Source organism: Sphingopyxis terrae subsp. terrae NBRC 15098, assembly GCF_001598815.1.
GTDB classification, from domain to species: Bacteria; Pseudomonadota; Alphaproteobacteria; order Sphingomonadales; family Sphingomonadaceae; genus Sphingopyxis; species Sphingopyxis terrae.
Genome location: NZ_BCZQ01000019.1, coordinates 61,912 through 84,002, shown reverse-complemented (window position 1 = coordinate 84,002; position 22,091 = coordinate 61,912). Strand labels below are relative to the sequence as shown.

The following is a 22,091-nucleotide window of genomic DNA, read 5'->3' as shown; positions in this document are numbered from 1 at the left end:
ATGACAGTGGCAATTTCCAGCGCAGCTTCCGATACGATGCGGCTTGTCCGGCACGGCGGCGACGCCGTCGGCGATCAGGCGGCCGCGCTGTTCGCGCTCGCCAACGGCCTGGTCGGCGTCGAGGGCGTCGCCGACGAATGCGCCGCCGCGCCCTGCGCCTATCTTCCCGGCGCCTATGTCAGCCGCCCGATCGATTATCATGAAAGCTTCCCCGGCTACGCGACCGCGACCGACACGCGGATCAAATGCCCGAGCCCGGTGGCCCTGCGCCTGCGGATCGACGGCGCGCCGGTCGATTTTGCGGCTGCCGAGCGCGCCGAAGCCGAGAGCCTGCTCGATCTTGCTTCGGGACAGCTTCGCCGCCGCACCCGCTGGCGTCTCGCCGATGGCCGGACGATCGAGATTGCGGCCGTTCGCATCGTTCCGCTGGACGGCGATGCCTGCGTCGCGACGCGCCTGTCGGTCTCGCCGGTGGATTTCGCCGCGACGATCGAGATCGATCTGATCTTCGGCACCGATGCCGACGGCGGCAGCGCCGATGCCGCCGACGATCCGCGTATTTCCGGGCGGCTACGGCCGGTCTGGACCGTTCAGCCTTCCGAACCGGGCGACACCCCTTCCGTGGTCCGGTTTGCCCAGGGTGCCGTCGAACTCGCCTATCGCCAGCGGGTCGCCAGCATCAATGCGCCGGTGGTGCGCATCGACGGCGGCCATATGGCGCGCGGCGCGTTGGTCGCCGGCGGCACGCTGAGCGTCGACCGGGTGGTCGCCATGACCTGCACCCGCGGCCACCCGGTCGACATCGCCGCGCTGCCCGAACCGCAGCCGTTCGACGCCATTGCGGCGGCGCAGGAGCGCGCGGTCGACCAATTGTGGGCGCATGCCGATTTTGCGATCGCGGGCGACGACGCGCTGACGCAGGCGCTGCGTTTCGACCTGTTCCAGCTCCACCAGTCGGCCAGCCGCGACCCCGAACACAGCATCGCGGCCAAAGGGCTGTCGGGCGAAGGCTATGAGGGCCATTATTTCTGGGACGCCGAATCCTTCATGCTCCCGGTGCTGGCGCTCCAGATGCCCGACCGGGCGCGCACCCTGCTGCAATATCGTATCGGCAAGCTTGCGGCGGCGCGGGCGCATGCGCGCGGCATCGGCCATGCGCGCGGCGCGCTCTATCCGTGGCGGACGATCGGCGGGGCCGAATGTTCGTCGCACTATCCGACGGGATCGGCGCAATATCATATCAACGGCGACATCGCGCATGGCGTCGCTTTGTATGTCGCAGCCACGGGCGATAGCGACTTCCGCCGTGCCGCGGCCGAAATGCTGTTCGAAACCGCGCGGATCTGGCCCGAGATCGGCGCCTTCGACCCGCGCCGCGGCGGTGCCTTTTGCATCTATGGCGTGACCGGGCCCGACGAATATTCGGCGCTGGTCGACAATGATTATTACACCAACGCGATCGCGGCGCGCCACCTTGCCTATGCTGCCGACACCGCCGACTGGCTGGCGCATACTGATCCCGCGGCCTTCGCGGCGCTGGCGCAGGCCATCGGCCTCGATGGCGAAGAAGTCGCGATGTGGCGCCGCGCCGCCGAGGCGATGTGGTTGCCGGTCGATGCAGAGGCCGGGGTAAGCCCGCAGGACGACGCCTTTCTGAGACGCCCGAAGCTGGCTGATCTGGCACCGCTCGACGAGCGCGGGCCGCTGCTGATGCGCTATCACCCGATGATCCTGTTCCGGCACCAGATCGCCAAGCAGGGCAATGTGCTGCAGGCGATGGCGATGGATCTCGTGTCGTTGCCGCTCGCGCTGCAGCGGCGCAATTTCGACTATTACAGCCGCGTCACCGCGCATGACTCGACATTGTCGTCGGTCGCCTTCGCGATCGTGGCGGCGCGGCTCGGCGAAGATGCGGAGGCGCTCGATTTCCATCGCGAAGCCGCCTTCGTCGATCTGGAAAATCGCCACGGCAACACCTCCCACGGCCTGCATATGGCGGCGCTGGCGGGGAGCTGGCTGGTGCTTGCGCACGGTTGGGGCGGCCTGCGGCTCGACGGCGATAGCCCCGCCTTCGCGCCGCGCATCCCGGCCGGGTGGACGCGCTATCATTTCCGCCTGATGTGGCGCGGCAGCGTGATCGAGGTTGCGGTCGATGCCGAAGGGGCGACCTATCGCCGCCTGTCGGGCGCGCCGGTCGAGATTGTCGATCACGGCCGCCCGGTTCGTCTTGCCGACGCGGCGGTCCGGATGGCGCGCCCGGCGGTGCAGGGCGTGATCTTCGACCTCGACGGCGTGCTGACCGACACGGCCGAGGACCATTACCATGCGTGGCAGGCACTCGCCGACCAATATGGCTATGCCTTCGACCGCGCCGCCAACGACCGGCTGAAGGGCGTCGATCGCGCGGGATCGCTGCGCCTTATCCTGGACGGCGCGGGCGCGGCGGTCGACGACGCGCGCTTCGAGGCGATGCTTGCAGAGAAGAATGCGCTCTACCGCGCGCGGCTGACCGCTTATTCGCCCGCCAATCTGTTCGACGGCGTGCGCGCGCTTTTCGCGGCGCTGCGCGGGGCGGGCATCAAGATCGGCCTCGCCTCGGCGAGCCGCAATGCCGGCGACGTCGTTCGGTTGCTCGGCATCGCCGACCAGTTCGATTTCATCGCCGACGCGGGCGCGATCGCGGCGAACAAGCCCGCGCCCGACATATTCCTGGCCTGTGCCGACGGCATGGGCCTCCCCCCGGAACGCTGCATCGGTATCGAAGATGCGCAGGCCGGAATTTCGGCCATCCATGCGGCGGGCATGGTGGCGATTGGCATCGGGTCTGAAGAGGCGCTGCCCGACGCCGACGTGCATGTCCCCGCCATCGGGGCGCTTTCGGTCGACCAGATCCTGTCAGCAGAACGGGAAGCGGCGAGCGCGGGCAACCTTTCAAAGAAAACAGGATAAGTGGAGGAACAGCCATGTTGAAACGGACCTATCTGCTCTCGTCGATCGCGCTCATCGCGCTGCCGGCGGCGGCCCATGCCCAGGAAGCGCCTCAGCCTGCCGACGATGCGGCAGGCAATGAAATCGTCGTCACCGGCACCGCCGGCGGCGGGGTCAGCCGCCAGGCCGCGGCCTTTGCGATCACCAGCATTTCGGCCGATGCCATCGAACAGGCTGCGCCGAACAGCACCGCCGACCTGCTGAAGGTGGTGCCGGGCGTCATGGCCGAAAGCTCGGGCGGCCAGAACGGCGCCAACATCTTCGTGCGCGGCTATCCGTCGGGCGGCGACGCCGAATTCGTCACGCTGACGACGCAAGGCGTGCCCTTCTTCTCGCCGCCGACGCTGTCGTTCCTCGAAAACACGCAGCTTATCCGCATCGACGAAACGATCGCGCGGGTCGAGGCGGTGCGCGGCGGCACCGGCGCGCTGTTCGCCAACGGCCAGCCCGGGCTGACCGTCAACTTCGTCCAGAAAGAGGGCGGCCCCGAATTCGAAGGGCTCGTGAAGGCCAGTGTCACCGATTTCGGCGACGTGCGCGGCGACCTGCGCCTGTCGGGTCCGCTCGGCGACAACACGACCTTCATGGTCGGCGGCTATTATTCGAGCGGCCACGGCATCCGCAATCCGGGCTTCACCGCCGAAAAGGGCGGGCAGATCACCGCCAATATCCGCCATGACCTCGACAAGGGTTCGATCCTCGTCTTCGCGCGCTATCTCAACGATCATGGCCAGTGGCTGCTGCCGATCCCGGTGATCCGCGACGGCGACAAGGTGCGCCAGTTCGGCAATATCGACCCCGGCACCGGCGTGATCGCCGGCCCCGAAACGCGCCTGTCGGTGCTTCCCGACGGCACGCGCGCCGACCTTGGCGACGGCCGCGGTGCCAAGCTGATCAACCTTGGCACCAATTTCGATTACGAGATCGGCGACGGGCTCCAGCTGCGGTATCGCGCGAGCTACCTGAAGGGCGATGCCGATACGACCGGGCTGGTTCCGGCGAGCACCGCGATGTCGGCCGCCGACTATGCGGCGAGCCTCGGCAGCACGATCGGCAGCCTGACCTATGTCAATGGCGGCGATGCGGTCGCCAATGCGGGCAGCCAGCAGGTGATCCGCGCCGGCACCTGGATCGTGCGCAAGCAGATCGAGGATTTCACCAACGACCTCAACGTCGAATGGGACAGCGGCAACAACAAGTTCACGCTGGGCGCCTATTTCTCCGACTTTTCGTCGAAGGACCAGTGGAACCTCGGCAACATCCAGCTACTGACCGCCGAAAACAACGCGCGGCTGCTCAACCTGACGCTCGCCAACGGCCAGGTGGTCACCGATCGCGGCTTCACGCAGGGCAGCTTCTTCAACGTCAACGCCGCCTATGACGGCCGCGAATATGCCTTTTATGCGGTCGACGAGTTCCAGATCACGCCCGAACTGCGCTTCGACGCGGGCCTGCGCTATCAGCATTACAAGGCAACGGGCACGCTGGAAAACAATGCGACCGTGCTCGACGCCGATGGCGACCCGAACACGCTTTACGACCAGAATGTCGCGGTGCTCGACGGCACCTTCCGCAATATTTCGTACAGCAAGGGCGCCTGGTCGTGGACGGCGGGCCTGAACTACGACTTCTCGTCGTCGGTCGGCGCCTATGTCCGTTACAATCGTGGCAACACCAATCCCTTCTTCGACAATCTGCGCGACGGCATCCGCGTCTCGCCGCGCGTCGACAATTTCGAAGGCGGGGTGAAGGTGCGGACCGACATGCTGTCGCTCTATGCCACCTTGTTTCACACCAAGTTCGAAGGCCTTGTCACCACCGTCATCCAGAATGGCGCTCCGCAGGCGTCGATCGGCGGCGCGCGCAGCACGGGTGTCGAACTGGAAGGACAGCTTCGGCCGGTCGACAATTTCACGCTCGCCTTCTCGGGCACGTGGCTCAACGCCAAATATCGGGACTTCTTCACCAACAACGGTGCGACCGACCTCAGCGGCAACCGCGTCCAGCGGCAGCCGAAGTGGCAATGGCGCGTGACCCCGGCCTATGAACTGCCGTTCGGCAACGACGGCAAGGTCGGCGTCTATTCGACCTTCACCTATATCGGCGATCGTTTCTCGGACACCGGCAACACCCAGTCGCTGCCGCATTATTTCAAGATCGATGCCGGCGTGACGGTCGACGTCAACCGTGCGCTCAGCTTTGCGGTCACCGCCGACAATCTGACCAACGAGATCGGTCTGACCGAAGGCGATCCACGCACGCTGGGCCAGAATACGGCTGAAGTGCTGAACGCCCGTCCGATTCTGGGCCGGTCGTTCCGCTTCAGCGCCGCCTATAAATTCTAGGTCATCCCTCCCTGGGTGGTCGCGGCCTCTTCGCGACCACCCCTCTTTGCGGCAAAGGACTTGGCATGGCCCGCACGCGTTTGATTGCCGCAATGATCCTGACCTATGTCGCCTTCGCGATGCTGCTCAACAGCGTCGGGACGGTGATCCTGCAGTCGATTTCCGGCTTTCATGTCACGAAGCCCGAGGCGAGCACGCTCGAAGGTTTCAAGGATATCACGATTGCGATCGTTTCCTTCCTGACCGCGAGCTATCTGCCGCGCATCGGCCTCCGCAACGCGCTGATCGGGGCGCTGCTGCTCGCGATCGCGGCCTGTACGGTCATGCCGCTCGCGGGAAGCTTTGGCGCGGCGCAATTGCATTTCGCGATGGTCGGCGCGGCCTTCGCGGTCGCGAAAGTCGTCGTCTATTCGATGATCGGCCTCGTCACCGACGACGCGCGGCACCACGCCAGCCTGACCAGCCTGATCGAAGGCATGTTCATGGTCGGCGTGCTGTCGTCCTATTGGGTATTCAGCGCCTTCATCGACCCGACGGGCCTGCGCTGGCTCAACGCCTATTGGGTGCTGGCGGTGATCCCGGCGCTGGCGCTCGCCTTCATCCTGTCCGCATCGCTCGACGAGCGCCGCACCCATGCGGGGGAGGAGGCCGCCGATGAACAGGGGCCGCCGCTCGTCGCGATGCTGCGGCTCGCGGCGCTGCCGCTGGTGCTCGTCTTCATCGTCTGTGCCTTTGTCTTCGTGCTGATCGAGCAGGGGATCGGCACCTGGCTGCCGACCTTCAACAACGAGGTGTTGCACCTGCCGGCGCAGATGAGCGTCCAGGCGGCGAGCCTGTTCGCGGCGTGCATCGCGCTCGGCCGTTTCGGCGCCGGCGCGGTGATGGCGCGTTTCGACTGGTATCCCGTCCTGAACATCTGCCTGGCCGTGCTCGCGGCGCTGATCATCCTCGTGCTGCCGCTCGCCGATGGCCTGCGTCCGGTGCCGATCGAAACGTGGCGCGACGCGCCGATCGCGGCCTTCCTCTTCCCGATGATCGGCTTCGCGCTCGCGCCCATTTATCCGACGATCATTTCGGTGATGCTGAGCGCGATGCCGAACCGGCATCACCCGTCGCTGATGGGGCTGGTCGTCGTCTTTTCGGCGCTTGGCGGCACGACGGGGTCGCTGATTACCGGCGCGCTGTTCGCGCATCTCGACGGGCGCACCGCCTTCACGCTGATGCTGGTGCCGACGGCCTTGCTCGCCGCCGGCCTGTTCCTGCTCCGCCGCCGCATCCGTGCCAGCGAAACGGCGACAGCGCAGCCCGCCTAACCGAGCGAGGGCAGGTCGAGTCCCTTTTCGCGCGCGCAGTCGATCGCGATGTCATAGCCCGCGTCGGCGTGGCGCATGACGCCGGTGCCGGGGTCGTTCCACAGCACGCGTTCGAGCCGCCTGGCCGCTTCGGGGGTGCCGTCGGCGACGATCACCATGCCGCTGTGCTGCGAAAAGCCCATGCCGACGCCGCCGCCGTGGTGCAGCGACACCCAGGTCGCGCCGCTCGCGGTGTTGAGGAGCGCGTTGAGCAGCGGCCAGTCGCTGACCGCGTCCGACCCATCGCGCATCGCTTCGGTTTCCCTGTTGGGCGAGGCGACCGATCCCGAGTCGAGATGATCGCGGCCGATGACCACGGGCGCCTTGAGTTCGCCCGACGCCACCATCTCGTTGAATGCGAGCCCAAGCCGGTGACGATCGCCGAGCCCGACCCAGCAGATGCGCGCGGGCAGGCCCTGGAAGTGAATTTTCTCGCGCGCCATGTCGAGCCAGTTGTGCAGATGCGCGTCGTCGGGCAGCAGTTCCTTCACCTTGGCATCGGTCTTGTAGATGTCCTCGGGGTCGCCCGACAGCGCCGCCCAGCGGAACGGACCGATGCCGCGGCAGAAGAGCGGGCGGATATAGGCGGGAACGAAGCCGGGGAAATCGAAGGCATTATCGACGCCCTCGTCCTTCGCGACCTGCCGGATATTGTTGCCATAATCGGTTGTCGGCACGCCCGCGGCCTGAAAATCGAGCATCGCGCGGACGTGCACCGCCATCGACGCCTTGGCCGCCTTTGCGACCGCCTGCGGGTCGCTTTCGCGCTTCTCCATCCATTCGGCGACGCTCCAGCCAATGGGGAGATAGCCGTTCACCGGGTCGTGCGCGCTCGTCTGGTCGGTCAGAAGGTCGGGGCGGATGCCGCGGGCGAACAGGTCGGGCAGGATTTCGGCGGCGTTGCCGAGCAGGCCGACCGACACCGGCTTTTTGTCGGCGCAGCTTTTTTCGATGATCGCCATCGCTTCCTCGATCGTCTGCGCCGCGACGTCGAGATAGCCGGTGCGCAGCCGCATCTCGATCCGGCTCGGCTGGCACTCGATCGCGAGGCACGATGCGCCCGCCATTACCGCCGCGAGCGGCTGTGCACCGCCCATGCCGCCAAGCCCGGCGGTGAGCAGCCATTTGCCCGCGAGGTCGCCGTCATAATGCTGGCGCCCCATTTCGACGAAGGTTTCGTAGGTGCCCTGCACGATGCCCTGCGTGCCGATATAGATCCACGATCCCGCGGTCATCTGCCCGTACATGGCGAGCCCGCGCTTATCGAGTTCGCCGAAATGCTCCCAATTCGCCCAATGCGGGACGAGGTTGCTGTTCGCGATCAGCACGCGCGGCGCGTCGGGGTGGGTGCGAAAGACCCCGACCGGCTTGCCCGACTGGACAAGCAGCGTTTCGTCGCCTTCGAGTCGCTTCAGCGTCTCGACGATGCGGTCATAGCTTTCCCAGTCGCGCGCGGCGCGGCCGATGCCGCCATAGACGACCAATTCCTCGGGGCGTTCGGCAACGTCGGGATGAAGATTGTTCATCAGCATGCGCAGCGGCGCTTCGGTCAGCCAGCTCTTGGCGTTGAGCCGGTCGCCGGTCGGCGCCTTGATGACGCGGCTGTTGTCGAGGCGGGTCATGGATATCCTTTCGCAAAATCGAGGGTCGCGGCGATCACTTGCTGCAGCGTCGGCAGGATCGCGGGATCGGAGTGGAGCGGGCTTGGCCAGTTGCCGGGGTCGAAAGACGCCGGTTCGACCATATAGCCGCGCTGGGCGAGCTCCATCTGGATCGCGTGGATGCCCGCGTCGGGGTGGCCGTAATGGCGCGTTGTCCAGCCACCCTTGAAGCGGCCATTGACGACATGACTATGGCCGCTCGCGGCGCAGATGCTTGCAACCACGGTTTCCAGCTCGGGCGCACAGGTCGCGCCGCCGTTGGTGCCGATGTTGAATTGCGGCAATTCGCCGTCGAACAGGCGCGGCACATGGCTGCGGATCGAATGGGCGTCGTAAAGAATGACCTTGCGATGCTGCGCCTTCAGTCGCTCGATCTCTGCCGCGATCGCATCGTGATACGGGCGGTGATAGAGGCCCAGCCGGCGGACGACTTCGGTCTCGTCGGCCGCGCCGAAGCGATAGAGCGGGTCGCCGTCGAAGGTCGTCGTCGGGCAGAGCTCGGTCGTCGCTTGCCCCGGATAGAGCGAGGCGCCCGACGGATCGCGGTTCATGTCGATCACGCTGCGCGAGATCGCGGTCGCGATCGTCGTCGCGCCCAGATCGCGCGCGAAGGCGTAAAGATCGGCGATCCACCAGTCGGTATCGAACTGCGCGCGCCATGGCGAGACGAACTGATCATCGAGGCCCGCAAGATCGGTGCCGCCGTGCGGGAAGGCGACGATCAGCGGGGCGTCGCCGCGGTGGATGCGCAGCCAGTCCATCAGCCGATCCCCGGCAGCTCCGCGGCCACCGCGGCGGCGAGGCTGCCGGTGCGGATCAGCGCGGTCGCGGCTTCCATATCGGGATGGAAATGCCGGTCGTCGTCGAGCGTGGGGACGACCGCGCGCAGATGCCGGCGCGCCGCCTCGAGCGCGGCGCTCGATGTCAGCGGGGCGTGGAAGTCGATGCCCTGACAGGCCGCGAGCAATTCGATGCCGATCACCGCGCTGACATTGTCGGCCATGTCGAGCAGGCGCCGCGCGCCGTGCGCCGCCATCGAGACATGATCCTCCTGATTGGCCGAGGTCGGGATCGAATCGACGCTGGCGGGATAGGCGCGCTGCTTGTTCTCGCTGACCAGCGCGGCGGCGGTGACCTGCGGGATCATGAAGCCCGAATTGAGGCCCGGCCGCGGGGTGAGGAAGGCGGGCAGGCCCGACAGCGCAGGGTCAACGAGCATCGCGATGCGCCGTTCGGCGATCGACCCGATCTCGCACAGCGCCAGCGCGATCATGTCGGCGGCGAAGGCGACGGGCTCGGCGTGGAAATTGCCGCCGGACAGCGCCTCGTCGCTATCGGCGAAGATCAGCGGATTGTCCGAAACGCCATTGGCCTCGATGCGCAGCGTCGTGCCGGCCTGCCGCAGCAGATCGAGCGCCGCACCCATCACCTGCGGCTGACAGCGGAGGCAATAGGGGTCCTGCACGCGCGGATCGTCTTCGGCGTGCGAGGCGCGGATCGCCGAACCCGCCATCAGGCCGCGCAGCGCATCGCCGACCTCGCGCTGCCCCGCATGACCGCGCAGCGCATGGATGCGCGCGTCGAACGGCGCGTCGGAGCCTTTGGCGGCTTCGGTCGAGAGCGCGCCGGTGATCAGCGCCGACTGGAACAGCGTTTCGGCGCGGAACAGCCCGGCGAGGGCGTTCGCGGCCGAAAATTGCGTGCCGTTGAGCAGCGCCAGGCCCTCTTTGGGCCCAAGCTCGAGCGGTGCCAGATCGGCGGCGGCAAGGGCCTCGGCCGCGGGCAATATCTTGCCGCCGACCGCGATCGCGCCGACGCCGATCATCGCGGCCGCCATATGCGACAGCGGGGCGAGGTCGCCGCTTGCGCCGACCGAACCCTGCGACGGGACGACGGGGGTCAGACCCTTGGCCAGCATCGCCTCGAGCAGTCCGACCGTTTCGCGCCGTACCCCCGAGGCGCCGACGCCGAAGCTGGCGAGCTTGAGCGCCATCATCAGGCGGATGACGGGCGTGGGTGAAGCGAGGCCGGTGCCGGCGGCGTGGCTGAGCACGATGTTGCGCTGCAGGACCGACAGCTCGTCGTCGGCGATCCGGACGCTCGCCAGCTTTCCGAAGCCGGTGTTGATGCCATAGACCGGGGCGCCGCGCGCGACGATGCGCGCGACCGCCGCGGCGCTGGCGTCGATCGCGTCCCAGGCCGGCGCAGTGAGCCGCGCCGCCGCGCCTTCGTAAATGGCCCGCCAGTCGGCCAGCGTCATGCCGCCCGGCGTGATGACAATCTGCGTCACGTCGTCTGTCCCATCCATATCCGCTGGTGCAGCGGGTTGAGGCCCATGCGGCCGACCAGATCGGACGGCCGTTCGATATCCCAGATCGCAAGGTCGCAGCGCTTGCCCGCCTCGATCGTGCCGATGCTGCCCGACAGGCCGAGCGCCTGCGCTGCATGGCGCGTGACGCCGAGCAGGCATTCATCGGTGGTGAGCCCGAACAGCACCGCGCCCATGTTCATCGTCAGCAGCAGCGAGGTGAGCGGCGAGGTGCCGGGATTGCAATCGGTTGCGAGGGCGACCGGCACGCCCGCCGCGCGCAGCGCCGCCACGGGCGGCAGCTTCGTTTCGCGAAGGAAGTAAAAGGCGCCGGGCAGCAGCATCGCGACCGTCCCCGCATCGCGCATTGCGGCAATTCCCGGTTCGTCGAGATATTCGAGATGATCGGCCGACAGCGCGCCATGCCGCGCGGCGAGTGCCGCGCCATGCTGGTTGGAAAGCTGTTCGGCGTGGAGCTTGACCGGCAGGCCATGTGCGGCGGCGGCGGCGAACATCCGTTCGGTCTGCGCGGGCGTGAAGCCGATATTTTCGCAAAAGGCGTCGACGGCATCGGCGAGTCCTTCGGCCGCGATCGCGGGCAGTATCTGCTCGCACAGCAGGGCGATATAGCCGTCGGCGTCGCCCGCAAACTCACCCGGCAGAGCGTGGGCGCCGAGAAAGGTCGTCCGCACCGTGACCGGGCGCGCGTCGCCCAGCGCCCGCGCTGCGCGGAGCATCTTCGCTTCGTCGGTCAGGGTCAGGCCATAGCCCGACTTGATCTCGATCGTCGTGACGCCCTCCGCGATCAGTGCGTCGAGGCGCGGCAGCGCGCTCCGGACCAGCGCCGCTTCGCTCGCCGCGCGCGTCGCCGCCACTGTCGAGGCGATGCCGCCGCCCGCGCGCGCAATCTCTTCATAGGACGCGCCCTTCTGGCGCAGTTCGAACTCGGCGATGCGGTCGCCCGCGAAGACCAGATGGGTGTGCGCGTCGATCAGCCCGGGGGTTATCCAGCGACCGCCGCAATCGATGACATCGGCGGCATCGGGGGCATCCGCCGCGGCGCCGGCGAAGGCGATCCGGCCGTCGCGCATGCCGATCGCGCCGACCTCGACGACGCCGAGACCGGGCAGGTCGGCGCGCATCGTGGCGAGACGGGCGTTGGTCCACAGGCGATCGCAGCGCATGCCCTCTCCTCCGGCTTGTGGCATCGACTCAATAATGTATATACATAAATCCGAACGCGGAAGATTGTCCAGACGGGATGAGGCGATGGCGCTTTGGTGCGAACAGGCATGGCTGGCGGAGGGTTGGGCGGAAAATGTCCGGCTGACGATCACCGACGGCCATATCGGTGCGATCGAGGTGGCGGCGCCGCCGCAGCCGAGCGACGACCGGCATGCTATCCTGATCCCCGGTCTGCCCAATTTGCACAGCCATGCCTTTCAGCGCGGCATGGCGGGCCTCGCCGAGCGCGCGGGCGAAGGCGACGACAGTTTCTGGACGTGGCGCGAAGTCATGTATCGCTTCGTCGACCGGCTCGATCCAGACGGCATGCGCGCGATCGCCGCGCTCGCCTATGCCGAAATGCTGGAGAGCGGTTTTACCCGGGTCGGCGAATTTCATTATCTGCATCAATCGCCTGACGGCCGGCCCTATGGCGATGTCGCGGCGATGGCGCAGGCGATTGCGGCGGCGGCCGATGAAACGGGGATTGGTCTGACCCTGCTTCCCGTCTTCTATGCTCATTCGGGGTTCGGCGGCGCGGCCCCGACCGCGGCGCAGCGACGCTTCGTCAGCGACCTCGACAGCTATGCCGCGTTGCTCGACGCGTCGCGTGCCGCGGTTGCGGGACTGGGTGATGCCATCGTCGGCGTCGCGCCGCACAGCCTGCGCGCGGCGACCGCCAGCGAACTGACCGCTGTTGCAGCAATGGCGGCCGGCGCGCCGGTGCATATCCATATCGCCGAACAGATGGCCGAGGTCGAGGCGTGCCAAGCCTGGAGCGGCGCCCGGCCTGTCGAATGGCTGATGGCGAACGCCGAGGTCGGCGCCGACTGGTGCCTCGTTCACGCGACGCATGTCACCGAAGCCGAATGGCGCGCGATCGCGCAGAGCGGGGCCGTCGTCGGGCTGTGCCCGATCACCGAGGCCAATCTTGGCGACGGTGTGTTCCCGGCACGCGAGTTTCTGGCGGGCGGTGGCCGCTTCGGGGTCGGCTCGGATTCCAATGTCGAGATCGACGCGGCGGCCGAACTGCGCCTGCTCGAATATGGTCAGCGGCTGGCGCATCGCGGCCGCAATCTGCTCGCGGGCGGTGCGGGGCGTTCGACCGGCGCCGCGCTCCACCAGGCGGCGCAGGCGGGCGGGGGACAGGCACTGGGGCAGGCGGGGCACGGCATTGCGACCGGCGCGGCGGCCGATCTTGTCAGCCTGACTGCGGCCGACCCCGCGCTCGCCGGGCGGCGCGGCGATGCGATCCTCGACAGCTGGATCTTCGGGCGAGGCGGCCGCCTGGTCGACTGCGTCTGGCGCCGCGGCGTCCAATGCGTCGCGGGCGGCCGCCATGTTGCGCGCGCGGCGATCGACGCGCGCTATCGGGACGCGATGCAGGCGCTGCTCGCATGAAGCAGAGCGGCGCTCTCCATGCGCAGATCCGCCGCGATATCGAGGCGCGGATCATGTCGGGCGAATGGAAGCCCGGCGACCGCATCCCCTATGAACATCAATTGATGGCGACCTATGGCTGTTCGCGGATGACCGTGAACCGGGCGCTGCGCGCCTTGGTCGAGGCGGGGCTGATCGAAAGCCGCAAGCGCGCTGGCACCTTCGTTTCGCACCCGCGTATTCATCGCGCCGCGCTCGAAATTCCCGATATCCGCGACGAGGTGGCGCAGCAGGGCGAGGATTATCGGCTCGACCTCGACCGCCGCGAAATTCGCGCAGCGAACGAGGAGGATCGGCGCCTGCTTCAGATCGACGGCGGGTCGGTGCTCGCGATCGAGTGCCGCCACCATGCCGGCGGGCGGCCCTATGCGCTCGAGAGGCGCCTCATCAATCTGGCGGCGGTGCCCGGCGCGGCCGACGTCGATTTCGCGGTCGAGCCGCCGGGATCGTGGCTGCTCGCGCATGTTCCCTGGACCGAGGCCGAGCATCGCATCACCGCGGTCAATGCCGGGGCGAAGGAACTGGTCGCGCTCGGCATCGCGGCGGGCGCGGCCTGCATGGCGCTCGAACGCTGGACGTGGCGCGGCGCCGAGCGCATCACCTATGCGCGGCAGGTCTATCCGGGCGACCGCTACGCGCTCGTCGCGCATTTTCGGCCCTGAAGAGGAATGGTCATGGATTTTTCGCGTCTCGAAACCAGCAGCAAGATCGGCGACGGCTGGCGTTATCCGGCGGCGGAGCCGCGGCGCAGCGGCTGGCTGGACGTCGATGCCCAGGCGGGGCACCGCATCTATTGGGAGGAATATGGCGCCGCGGGCGGCGAGCCGGTGATGGTTCTTCACGGCGGGCCGGGCGGCGCCTGCTCGCCCGAGATGGCGCGTTTTTTCGATCCGGCGCGCTATCGCATCATTCTGTTCGACCAGCGCGGCTGCGGCAAGAGTGAGCCCAATGTCGCCGCCGCTGGCCCCGCCGCGGCGCTGCGCCACAATGATACGCCGCACCTGATCGACGACATCAACCGGCTGCGCGATGCGCTGGACATCGCAGGGCCGATGCATGTGTTCGGGGGCAGCTGGGGCAGCACGCTCGCGATGGCCTATGCCATCGCCTTTCCGCAGCATTGCGCCAGCCTGATCCTGCGCGGCATCTTTCTGGGATCGGCCGAGGATCTTGACTATCTGTATCAGGGCAATGCTGCGACCTGGCACGAGGCGCCCTATGCGCTGACCGCGCCCGGCGCCTATATCAACTATCCTGACGAATGGGCCGAACTGCTCGGCGTGCTGTCGGTCGCCGAACGGCGCGATGTGATGGCGTCGTACAAGGCGATCTTCGACATGGTGCCGCAGACCGACGCCGAACGCGAGCGGCAGCTGCATGCCGCGCTCGTCTGGTCGCTGTGGGAAGGGACGATCTCCAACCTGATTCCCGAACATGGCGCGACCGGCAAGTTCGGCGATGCCGACTTCGCGCTATGCTTTGCGCAGATCGAGGCGCATTTCTTTGCAAACGACCTGTTTCTAGAACCCGGTCATCTGATCGGCGGCGCGTCCACGCTCGCGTCCATCCCCGTGCATATCGTCCACGGCCGCTTCGATGAGGTGTGTCCGCTGACGCAGGCGTCGCGGCTGGTCGCGGCGCTGCGCGACGCGGGGCGCGAGCCCGACACTTACGTCGTCACCAATGCGGGACACAGCGCGATGGAGCGCGAAAATGCGCTCGCGCTGACCGCGATCATGGACGGATTGCCGCCGCTGCGCTGAATTATGTCGACAGCAGCGCGAGGATGACGCCGCCGACAACCAGCAGCAGCCCCAGCGTCTCGTGCCAGCGGACGGGCTCGCGCAGATAGAAATGCGCAAAGGCGATGGTGAACACCACCTCGACTTGCCCGACGACGCGGACCAGTGCCGCGGGGGCGGCGGCGAAGCCGGTGTACCAGCACGCCGATCCGAGCGCCGATAGCAGCCCGACCTGCGCCGAGGAGCGCCACGTCCGGCCGACCGCGGCGAGCGTGTCGCGGTCGCGCGCGATGATCCACGCAAGATGCAGCGCGCTTTGCATCGCCATCACCACGACGAGGGTGACGAGCGCCGATCCCACCGTATCGACGCCCTGCAGCTCGGCGGTGGCAAGCTTTATCGCGACCGCGGCGCAGGCGAACATCGACCCCGCGCCGAGCCCGAACAGCGCCGCCGGCTGGCCGAGCGAGCCCGCGATTTCGCGCAGCGTCAGCCCGCGTCCCGCGAGCGCGAGGATCAGCACCCCGGCGACCCCTGCAACGATACCCGCCCAGGCAAGCAGCGGCAGCTGTTCGCCGAGGAACAATGCCGTGACGAGCGCCGCCTGCACCGCTTCGGTCTTGGAAAAGGCGGTGCCGACGACGAAGCCGCGGTGGCCGAAGGCGGTGATGAGCAGGATCGTCCCCGCCATCTGGGTCACCGCGCCGACCGCCGACAGACCGGCGAAGGCGAGGCCGAGCGGTGGCAGCGCCGCATGGCGCGCGCCGAGCCAGGCGACCGCAAAGGCGAGCGCAAAGGGCAGGCCGTAGAGATAGCGCACCAGCCCCGCGCCGCTGACGCTCAGTTCGGCGCGCAGCCGCTGCTGCAGCGCAGTGCGCCACGCCTGAAAGAGCCCGCCGAACAGCGAGGCGGGAAGCCAGATGGGGTTCATGCGGCGGCGGCGTCAGGCGGGCTGATTATACATCTCCGTCCCACTTAGTGCGAGCAGTCAAATGCTTTAGCTACTACGTATTTCATGTCTTGATGAGCTGTCGTCACCGAAAATCTCTTGATCATGCCATCTGGCTCACCCTATAAGTTAGTATACTAAGTAATTCTGGGCAACCGGAATCTATCCGGCGGGGAGCAAGGACAGGGTGACGTCTTTCGAAAATCCGGGCGCGGTGCGGGCGGCGAATCGATGACCGGCCCGCGCACGCTTTACGACAAGATATGGGACGCCCACGCCGTTGCCGAGGACGATGGTGAAACCCTGCTCTATGTCGATCTGCATCTGCTGCACGAAGTGACGTCGCCGCAGGCCTTCGCCGCGATCGAGGAGGCGGGGCGGGGGGTCCGCCGGCCCGAGCGGGCGCTCGCGCTGTCGGATCATAATGTCCCGACCGAAGGACAGGCCGCCGGGCCCGCCGGAGTGGCCGATATCGAAGCGCGCGCGCAGCTCGAGGCGCTGGTCAGCAACACGGCGCGGCACGGCATCGAGAATTTCGCCATGGGCGACCCGCGCGGCGGCATCGTCCATGTCGTCGGCCCCGAACAGGGGCGCTCTCAGCCCGGCATGACGATCGTGTGCGGCGACAGCCACACGTCGACGCATGGCGCGTTCGGCGCGCTCGCTTTCGGCATCGGCACGTCCGAAGTCGAACATGTGCTGGCGACGCAGACGATCCGGCAGCGCCGTTCGCGCAACATGCGGATCACCGTCGACGGCGCGCTGCGTCCGCATGTCCAGGCAAAGGATCTGGCGCTGCATCTGCTCGCGGCGATTGGCGTCGACGGGGCGACGGGGCATGTCATCGAATATGCGGGCAGCGCGATCGGGGCGCTGTCGATGGAAGCGCGGATGACGCTGTGCAATCTCAGCATCGAAATGGGCGCGCGCGCCGGACTGATCGCGCCCGACGACACGACATTCGCCTATCTCGCGGATCGGCCGGCGGTGCCGAAGGGCGATGCCTGGACCGCGGCGCTGGCGCGCTGGCGCGCCTTGCCGACCGACGCCGGGGCCGCCTTCGACCGCGAATTGCGGATCGATGCCGACGCGGTCGCGCCGATGGTCAGTTGGGGTACCAATCCGTCGCAGGTGATTGCGATCGACGGCGCCGTCCCCGACCCGGCCGCCCTCGCCGATCCCGATGCGCGCGCGGTAGCCGAGCGGGCGCTCGCCTATATGGGCCTGACGCCGGGCCGCCCGATCGCCGGGACGCCGATCGATCGCGTCTTCATCGGAAGCTGTACCAACAGCCGCATCGAAGATCTGCGCGTCGTCGCGGCGGTGGTCGAGGGACGCCGGGTCGCGGATCATGTGCGCGCCATGGTCGTGCCGGGGTCGGGGCTGGTCAAACGACAGGCCGAGGCGGAAGGGATCGACCGCATCCTGCGCGCAGCGGGCTTCGACTGGCGCGAGCCCGGCTGTTCGATGTGCGTCGGGATGAACGCGGACCGCCTTTTGCCTGGCGAACGCTGCGCGGCGACGTCGAACCGCAATTTCGAGAATCGGCAGGGGCGCGGCGGCCGCACCCATCTGATGAGCCCCGCGCTCGCGGCGGCGAGCGCGATTGCCGGTTGCATCGCCGATCCGGCGATCCTGACCGATGAAGGATCGGGCTAGGCCGCCGCTTCGAAACGGGTGATCGCGGCCTCGTGCCGCAAGGTGCGCGCGATGTCGTCGCGTCCGTCCAGCAGCGTGCGGCGATCGTCGGGGTCGATGGCAAAATCGATGCCTTCACCCGACGCCAGCGTGAGGCGCTGCTCGACCAAGTCGACGGTCATCGGCGCGAATTGCGCGAGCGCGACCTCGTCGCGGAGCCGGTCGCAGATTGCGGCGGGCAGCCGGATCAGCAGCAGGCCGTTTTTGCGCGCATTGTTCGAAAAAATATCGCCGAAGCTCGGCGCGATCACGCAGCGGATGCCGAAGTCGCGGAGCGCCCACACCGCATGTTCGCGCGACGAGCCGCAGCCGAAATTGCGGTCGGCGATCAATATCTGCGCGCCGCGGGTTGCGCCGCGATTCAGGACGAAATCCACACGCTCCAAACCATCGGGCGTGTAGCGCAATTCCTGGAACAGATGCCGCCCCAGTCCGGTGCGCGACAGGGCCTTCATGAAGCGCGCCGGAATGACCATGTCGGTATCGACGTTGGCGATCGGCAGCGGCGCCGCCACGGCGGTCAGCCGGTCGAACATCCGATTATCCTTTCCATAACTTAGAACACTAAGTATATGGGTTGCCCCTCCCTGTCCAACGATATTGGTACATCGAAGCATATTGCCGGGCAAATCATAGGCCCCTAAGGTTCGGGAAAAGGGGAAGAGAATTGGCGAAGAAGACCCAGACGTTTCGGCATCCGGCCGAATATTACACCAATCCCGAAAACAGCATCGGCTATCTGGCGCGCATCGTCTTCCGCTCCTTTTCGCGGCTGCTCGAGCGCGGGACGCTGACCTATGATGTGTCGGCGGGGCAATGGCGGTTCCTGCGCCAGCTCTGGCGCGAGGACGGCATCACCCAGCGCGAACTGAGCGAGCGTGTCGGCATGCGCGAGCCGACGACGGTGGTCGCGCTCAAGGGGCTGGAGAAGGCGGGCTTCATCACGCGCAAGAAGACCTCGGACGACCGGCGCAAGACCTTCATCCATCTGACCCCGCACGCGCGCAAGCTCGAGCTGATCCTCGCGCCGATGAATGCCGAGGTCCATGAAATCGCGACCCGCGGCATGACCGATGAAGAGGTCGAAACGCTGCAGGCGCTCATGCGCCGCGTGATCGAGAATCTGGCCGACGAAACCGCCAAGCTGTCGACGCTGTCCGACATCAAGGCCTGACCCCTTTCGCAACGGGCTTGCGGACGTCCGCGATAATAGGTTAGTATTCTAATCATTATCGCGGGGAGGGTAAATTGCCGAAAATTGCGGTTGTCGTCGGAAGCACGCGCGAAGGATCGTTCAACCGGGCGCTGGGCAGGCTCGCCATTCGCGCGCTCGAGGCGCAAGGGGCTGAGGTCACCGACGTCGATCTCGCCAGCTTCGACCTGCCGCTCTATTCGGCCGCGATCGAATCCGGCGCCTTTCCCGCCGATGCCGAGCGGCTGAAACGGGTCTTTGCGGCGCAGGACGGGCTGTTGTTCGTCTCGCCCGAATATAATGGCTCGGTGTCGCCGCTGCTCAAAAATGCGATCGATTGGGCGTCGCGGCCGACCGGCGACGAGGGGCTTGTCGCGCTCGTCGCCTATCGCGGCAAGGCGGCGGCGATCATGTCGGCCTCGGTCAGCCCGTTCGGCGGGTTGCGCGGCCTGATTCATCTGCGCCAGATCCTGTCGACGGTGCAGGCGCTCGTGATTCCCGAACAGGTGCTGATCCCCAACGCGCATGCCGCTTTCGACGAGAGCGGCGCGTTGAAGGACGCGCTACCCGCATCGCTGATCGACATGACGGCGATGCGGCTCGCCAAGGTGGCGGCCGCGCTCGCCGCCTGACCCTAGGCCGGGCGGCGTTCCTTGTTGTCGCCCCAGTCGGCCTCGAGCGTTGCGAGCAAGGCGTCGAAGCGGTCATGGCCAAGCCGATCGGCCAGCTGGTCGGCGAGCTGATCCATCGCGCGCTGCGCGTCCTGACGCATCCGGGCGCCCGTTTCGGTGAGCGAGACGATCATGTGCCGCCGGTCGTCGGGATCGGGCGCCAGTTCGACCATGCCCAGCTTGACCATCTGGTTGATCGTGCTGTGAATCGCCTGCCGCGAGACGCCCAGATTGCGCGCGATGTCCGACGGGCGCACGATACCGCTGACGATATTCGTCATCACCATCGATTGCGGGCGGCTGATGTCGGGCCAGCCGCGATCGTGCAGCCGTGCCTGCAGCCCTTCGTCGAGCCAGCAGAAGCGTTGGAAAAGAGCGATGATAAGCTGGTTGGTGCGCATGGAGTGACGCGATATTCCCCGTTTTCGGCGGCACGCCGATGGCGCGCACGCTAGGGTCAGGACCCATTAATTCCACGATCGAGGCGTCGAAATGGCGAAGATATCGGGTTCGGGCGGGTGCAGCGGGTAGCATCGCTACTCGCAAGGCCGCGCGGGCCTGAGATCGAAGCCATTTCGGCGTCCCTGCGGGATTTGACCGATTTTGCCCATGGCGTCGTCGAAAAGTCTCGAAATATCGACATATTCCTTCGCCTTTTCTCCTCGCCCTGAGCAAAATCGCTTCAAACCTCGAACGCGGAATTAATGGGTCCTGACCCTAGAAGAAGCGCGGGGGCTAGGCAAGGCGGGGTTGAGCGTGTAAAGACAAAATACTTAGTATACTATGTTTTTGGGATGAGCGAGGAAGAGACGCCGCCGATGGACGGATTGATGCAGAATGTCCCGCTGACGGTCGACCGCATTTTCGACCATGCGGCGGCCTGGCACGGCGCGCGCGAAGTCGTGTCGCGCGACGCCGAAGGACGCGTCACCCGATCGACCTATGCCGCAATCCACGCCGATGCGAAGCGGGTATCGAACGCGCTGGTGGCCGCCGGGATCAAGCCGGGCGACCGCGTTGCGACGATGGGGTGGAATGGCGCGCGGCACCTCGCCGCCTGGTATGGCGCGGCGGGGATCGGGGCGGTGCTTCACACGCTCAATCCACGGCTGTTCATGGAGCAGATCGCCTATATCGCCAATCATGCCGCCGACCGGTTGCTGATCGCCGATCCGGCGGTGGCCGATCTGGTCGGCGAATTGCTTGCGCAGGTGCCGTCGATCGAGCAGGTGATCTTTTTCTGCGATCGCGCTGCGCTGCCGCAAACACACTATCCCGCGCTGGCGTTCGACGACTGGATCGCGGGCTATCCCGCCGACCATGACTGGGGCGGGTTCGACGAAAACAGCGCCTGCGGCCTGTGCTACACCAGCGGGACGACGGGCAATCCCAAGGGCGTGCTCTATTCGCATCGCTCCAACTATATCCACATGCTGATGACGCTGCAGCGCGATGCGCTGGCCTTGTCGGCGCGCGACACGGTGCTGCTCGTCGTGCCGATGTATCATGCCAATGCGTGGGGCGTCGTCTATTCGGCGCCCGCGGTCGGTGCGAAGCTGGTGCTGCCCGGACAGCGGATGGACGGCGAATCCATCTATAATCTGATCGAGGAGGAGGGCGTGACCTATTCGGCCGCGGTGCCGACGGTGTGGCAGATGCTGCTCCAATATATGCAGGAAAATGGCAAGCGCTTCACGACGCTGGAACGCGTCACGATCGGCGGGTCGGCGTGCCCCGAATCGCTGATCCGCACCTTCCGCGACGATTATGGCGTCGATGTCATCCAGGGGTGGGGGATGACCGAAACGTCGCCGCTCGGCACCGTGTCGGTCCCCAATGCCTCGGTCGCGGCGAAGGGGGACGACGCGCAGATGGCGTACAAGCTCAAGCAGGGGCGGTTGCTGTGCGGGCTGGAGATGAAGCTGGTCGATGATGCCGGCCACCGCCTGCCGCACGATGGCAAGACGCCGGGGCGGCTGATGATCAAGGGGCCGACGATCGCGCGCGGCTATTTCGGCGGGGAAGGCGGCGATGTGCTCGACGATGAGGGCTTTTTCGATACCGGCGATGTCAGCACGATCGACGGCGAAGGCTATATGCAGATTACCGACCGCGCGAAGGATGTGGTCAAATCGGGCGGTGAGTGGATCAGTTCGATCGAGATAGAGAATATCGCGACCGGCCATCCCGCGGTTGCCATCGCCGCGGTCGTCGGCATCGCGCATCCCAAATGGGACGAACGGCCGATCCTGCTCTGCGAGCTCAAGCCGGGCGCGCAGGCGCGCGCCGACGATATTCGCAGCTATCTGGATGGCAAGATCGCCAAATGGTGGATGCCCGACGATATAGTGTTCGTCGACGCCATCCCGCTCGGCCCGACGGGCAAGATCGACAAGAAGGCGATCCGCGCCGGGCTGGAGGGGTATGAACTGCCCTTCGAGGTGAGCCGTTAATATGTTTCCCACGCTCGTCATCCCGGACTTGATCCGGGATCCATTCTCGCGACGCTGGTTAAATGGAT

At 66.7% G+C, this 22,091-nt stretch carries 17 protein-coding genes; 10 read left to right on the top strand and 7 right to left on the bottom strand.

The genetic code is table 11. The features are described 5' to 3' along the window. From pgmB to STE01S_RS12755, 3 genes are all read left to right on the top strand, one after another. Nucleotides 1-2,949 (top strand): beta-phosphoglucomutase, encoded by a 2,949-nt coding sequence (gene pgmB / locus STE01S_RS12765; protein WP_255265950.1) that lies wholly within the window; start codon nt 1-3, stop codon nt 2,947-2,949. Between the two features lie 14 nt (nt 2,950-2,963). Continuing rightward, nucleotides 2,964-5,333 carry a TonB-dependent siderophore receptor gene (locus STE01S_RS12760; RefSeq protein ID WP_003049417.1) on the top strand — a complete coding sequence of 790 codons (2,370 nt, stop codon included), beginning with the start codon at nt 2,964-2,966 and terminating at the stop codon, nt 5,331-5,333. 65 nt (nt 5,334-5,398) lie between these two features. Beyond that, nucleotides 5,399-6,646 (top strand): MFS transporter, encoded by a 1,248-nt coding sequence (locus STE01S_RS12755; RefSeq protein ID WP_062768184.1) that lies wholly within the window; start codon nt 5,399-5,401, stop codon nt 6,644-6,646. On the opposite strand, the gene hutU is transcribed toward STE01S_RS12755, so the two are convergent. From hutU to hutI, 4 genes are read right to left on the bottom strand one after another with little or no spacing between them, the layout of a single operon-like run. Beyond that, nucleotides 6,643-8,307: a urocanate hydratase gene (hutU, locus tag STE01S_RS12750; RefSeq protein ID WP_062768182.1), complete on the bottom strand. Its 1,665-nt coding sequence runs from the start codon at nt 8,305-8,307 to the stop codon at nt 6,643-6,645. The two genes, STE01S_RS12755 and hutU, sit on opposite strands and share 4 nt — an antisense overlap. Beyond that, nucleotides 8,304-9,107, bottom strand: coding sequence for an N-formylglutamate deformylase (gene hutG, locus STE01S_RS12745; RefSeq protein ID WP_058812542.1), 804 nt, complete (start codon nt 9,105-9,107; stop codon nt 8,304-8,306). Before hutG ends, hutU begins: the two co-directional genes overlap by 4 nt. Then, nucleotides 9,107-10,654: a histidine ammonia-lyase gene (gene hutH / locus STE01S_RS12740; protein WP_082813323.1), complete on the bottom strand. Its 1,548-nt coding sequence runs from the start codon at nt 10,652-10,654 to the stop codon at nt 9,107-9,109. The genes hutG and hutH overlap by 1 nt, the downstream gene beginning before the upstream one ends. Further along, nucleotides 10,633-11,838, bottom strand: coding sequence for an imidazolonepropionase (gene hutI / locus STE01S_RS12735; RefSeq protein ID WP_062768179.1), 1,206 nt, complete (start codon nt 11,836-11,838; stop codon nt 10,633-10,635). The genes hutH and hutI overlap by 22 nt, the downstream gene beginning before the upstream one ends. Before the next feature lie 85 nt (nt 11,839-11,923). Between hutI and STE01S_RS12730 the strand changes: the two genes are divergently transcribed. Genes STE01S_RS12730 through STE01S_RS12720 form a run of 3 tightly spaced genes read left to right on the top strand, consistent with a single transcriptional unit; the run spans nt 11,924 to nt 15,081 of the window. Beyond that, nucleotides 11,924-13,279, top strand: a complete 1,356-nt coding sequence (locus tag STE01S_RS12730) for a formimidoylglutamate deiminase (protein ID WP_062768177.1) — start codon at nt 11,924-11,926, stop codon at nt 13,277-13,279. Beyond that, nucleotides 13,276-13,980 (top strand): histidine utilization repressor, encoded by a 705-nt coding sequence (gene hutC / locus STE01S_RS12725; protein WP_062768174.1) that lies wholly within the window; start codon nt 13,276-13,278, stop codon nt 13,978-13,980. Before STE01S_RS12730 ends, hutC begins: the two co-directional genes overlap by 4 nt. A gap of 12 nt (nt 13,981-13,992) precedes the next feature. Further along, on the top strand, nt 13,993-15,081 hold the full coding sequence (locus STE01S_RS12720) for an alpha/beta fold hydrolase (protein ID WP_062768298.1): 1,089 nt from the start codon (nt 13,993-13,995) through the stop codon (nt 15,079-15,081). Between the two features lies 1 nt (nt 15,082). On the opposite strand, the gene STE01S_RS12715 is transcribed toward STE01S_RS12720, so the two are convergent. Then, complete coding sequence (locus STE01S_RS12715; RefSeq protein WP_062768171.1) at nt 15,083-15,991, bottom strand: DMT family transporter; 909 nt, start codon at nt 15,989-15,991, stop codon at nt 15,083-15,085. Between the two features lie 249 nt (nt 15,992-16,240). Between STE01S_RS12715 and leuC the strand changes: the two genes are divergently transcribed. Then, nucleotides 16,241-17,668 (top strand): 3-isopropylmalate dehydratase large subunit, encoded by a 1,428-nt coding sequence (gene leuC / locus STE01S_RS12710; protein WP_062768168.1) that lies wholly within the window; start codon nt 16,241-16,243, stop codon nt 17,666-17,668. Here the strand turns inward: leuC and leuD are convergent. Beyond that, complete coding sequence (gene leuD, locus STE01S_RS12705) at nt 17,665-18,243, bottom strand: 3-isopropylmalate dehydratase small subunit (protein ID WP_062768165.1); 579 nt, start codon at nt 18,241-18,243, stop codon at nt 17,665-17,667. The two genes, leuC and leuD, sit on opposite strands and share 4 nt — an antisense overlap. A 131-nt stretch (nt 18,244-18,374) precedes the next feature. Here leuD and STE01S_RS12700 point away from each other — a divergent pair, with 131 nt between their 5' ends. Beyond that, on the top strand, nt 18,375-18,881 hold the full coding sequence (locus STE01S_RS12700) for a MarR family winged helix-turn-helix transcriptional regulator (RefSeq protein ID WP_003049460.1): 507 nt from the start codon (nt 18,375-18,377) through the stop codon (nt 18,879-18,881). Between the two features lie 74 nt (nt 18,882-18,955). Further along, complete coding sequence (locus STE01S_RS12695; protein ID WP_062768162.1) at nt 18,956-19,531, top strand: NADPH-dependent FMN reductase; 576 nt, start codon at nt 18,956-18,958, stop codon at nt 19,529-19,531. Nucleotides 19,532-19,533: 2 nt separating this feature from the next. Here the strand turns inward: STE01S_RS12695 and STE01S_RS12690 are convergent, their stop codons facing one another. After that, complete coding sequence (locus STE01S_RS12690) at nt 19,534-19,971, bottom strand: MarR family winged helix-turn-helix transcriptional regulator (protein WP_003049467.1); 438 nt, start codon at nt 19,969-19,971, stop codon at nt 19,534-19,536. A gap of 393 nt (nt 19,972-20,364) precedes the next feature. Between STE01S_RS12690 and STE01S_RS12685 the strand changes: the two genes are divergently transcribed. Further along, nucleotides 20,365-22,023: a long-chain-fatty-acid--CoA ligase gene (locus STE01S_RS12685; RefSeq protein WP_255265949.1), complete on the top strand. Its 1,659-nt coding sequence runs from the start codon at nt 20,365-20,367 to the stop codon at nt 22,021-22,023. Nucleotides 22,024-22,091: the final 68 nt, after the last annotated feature.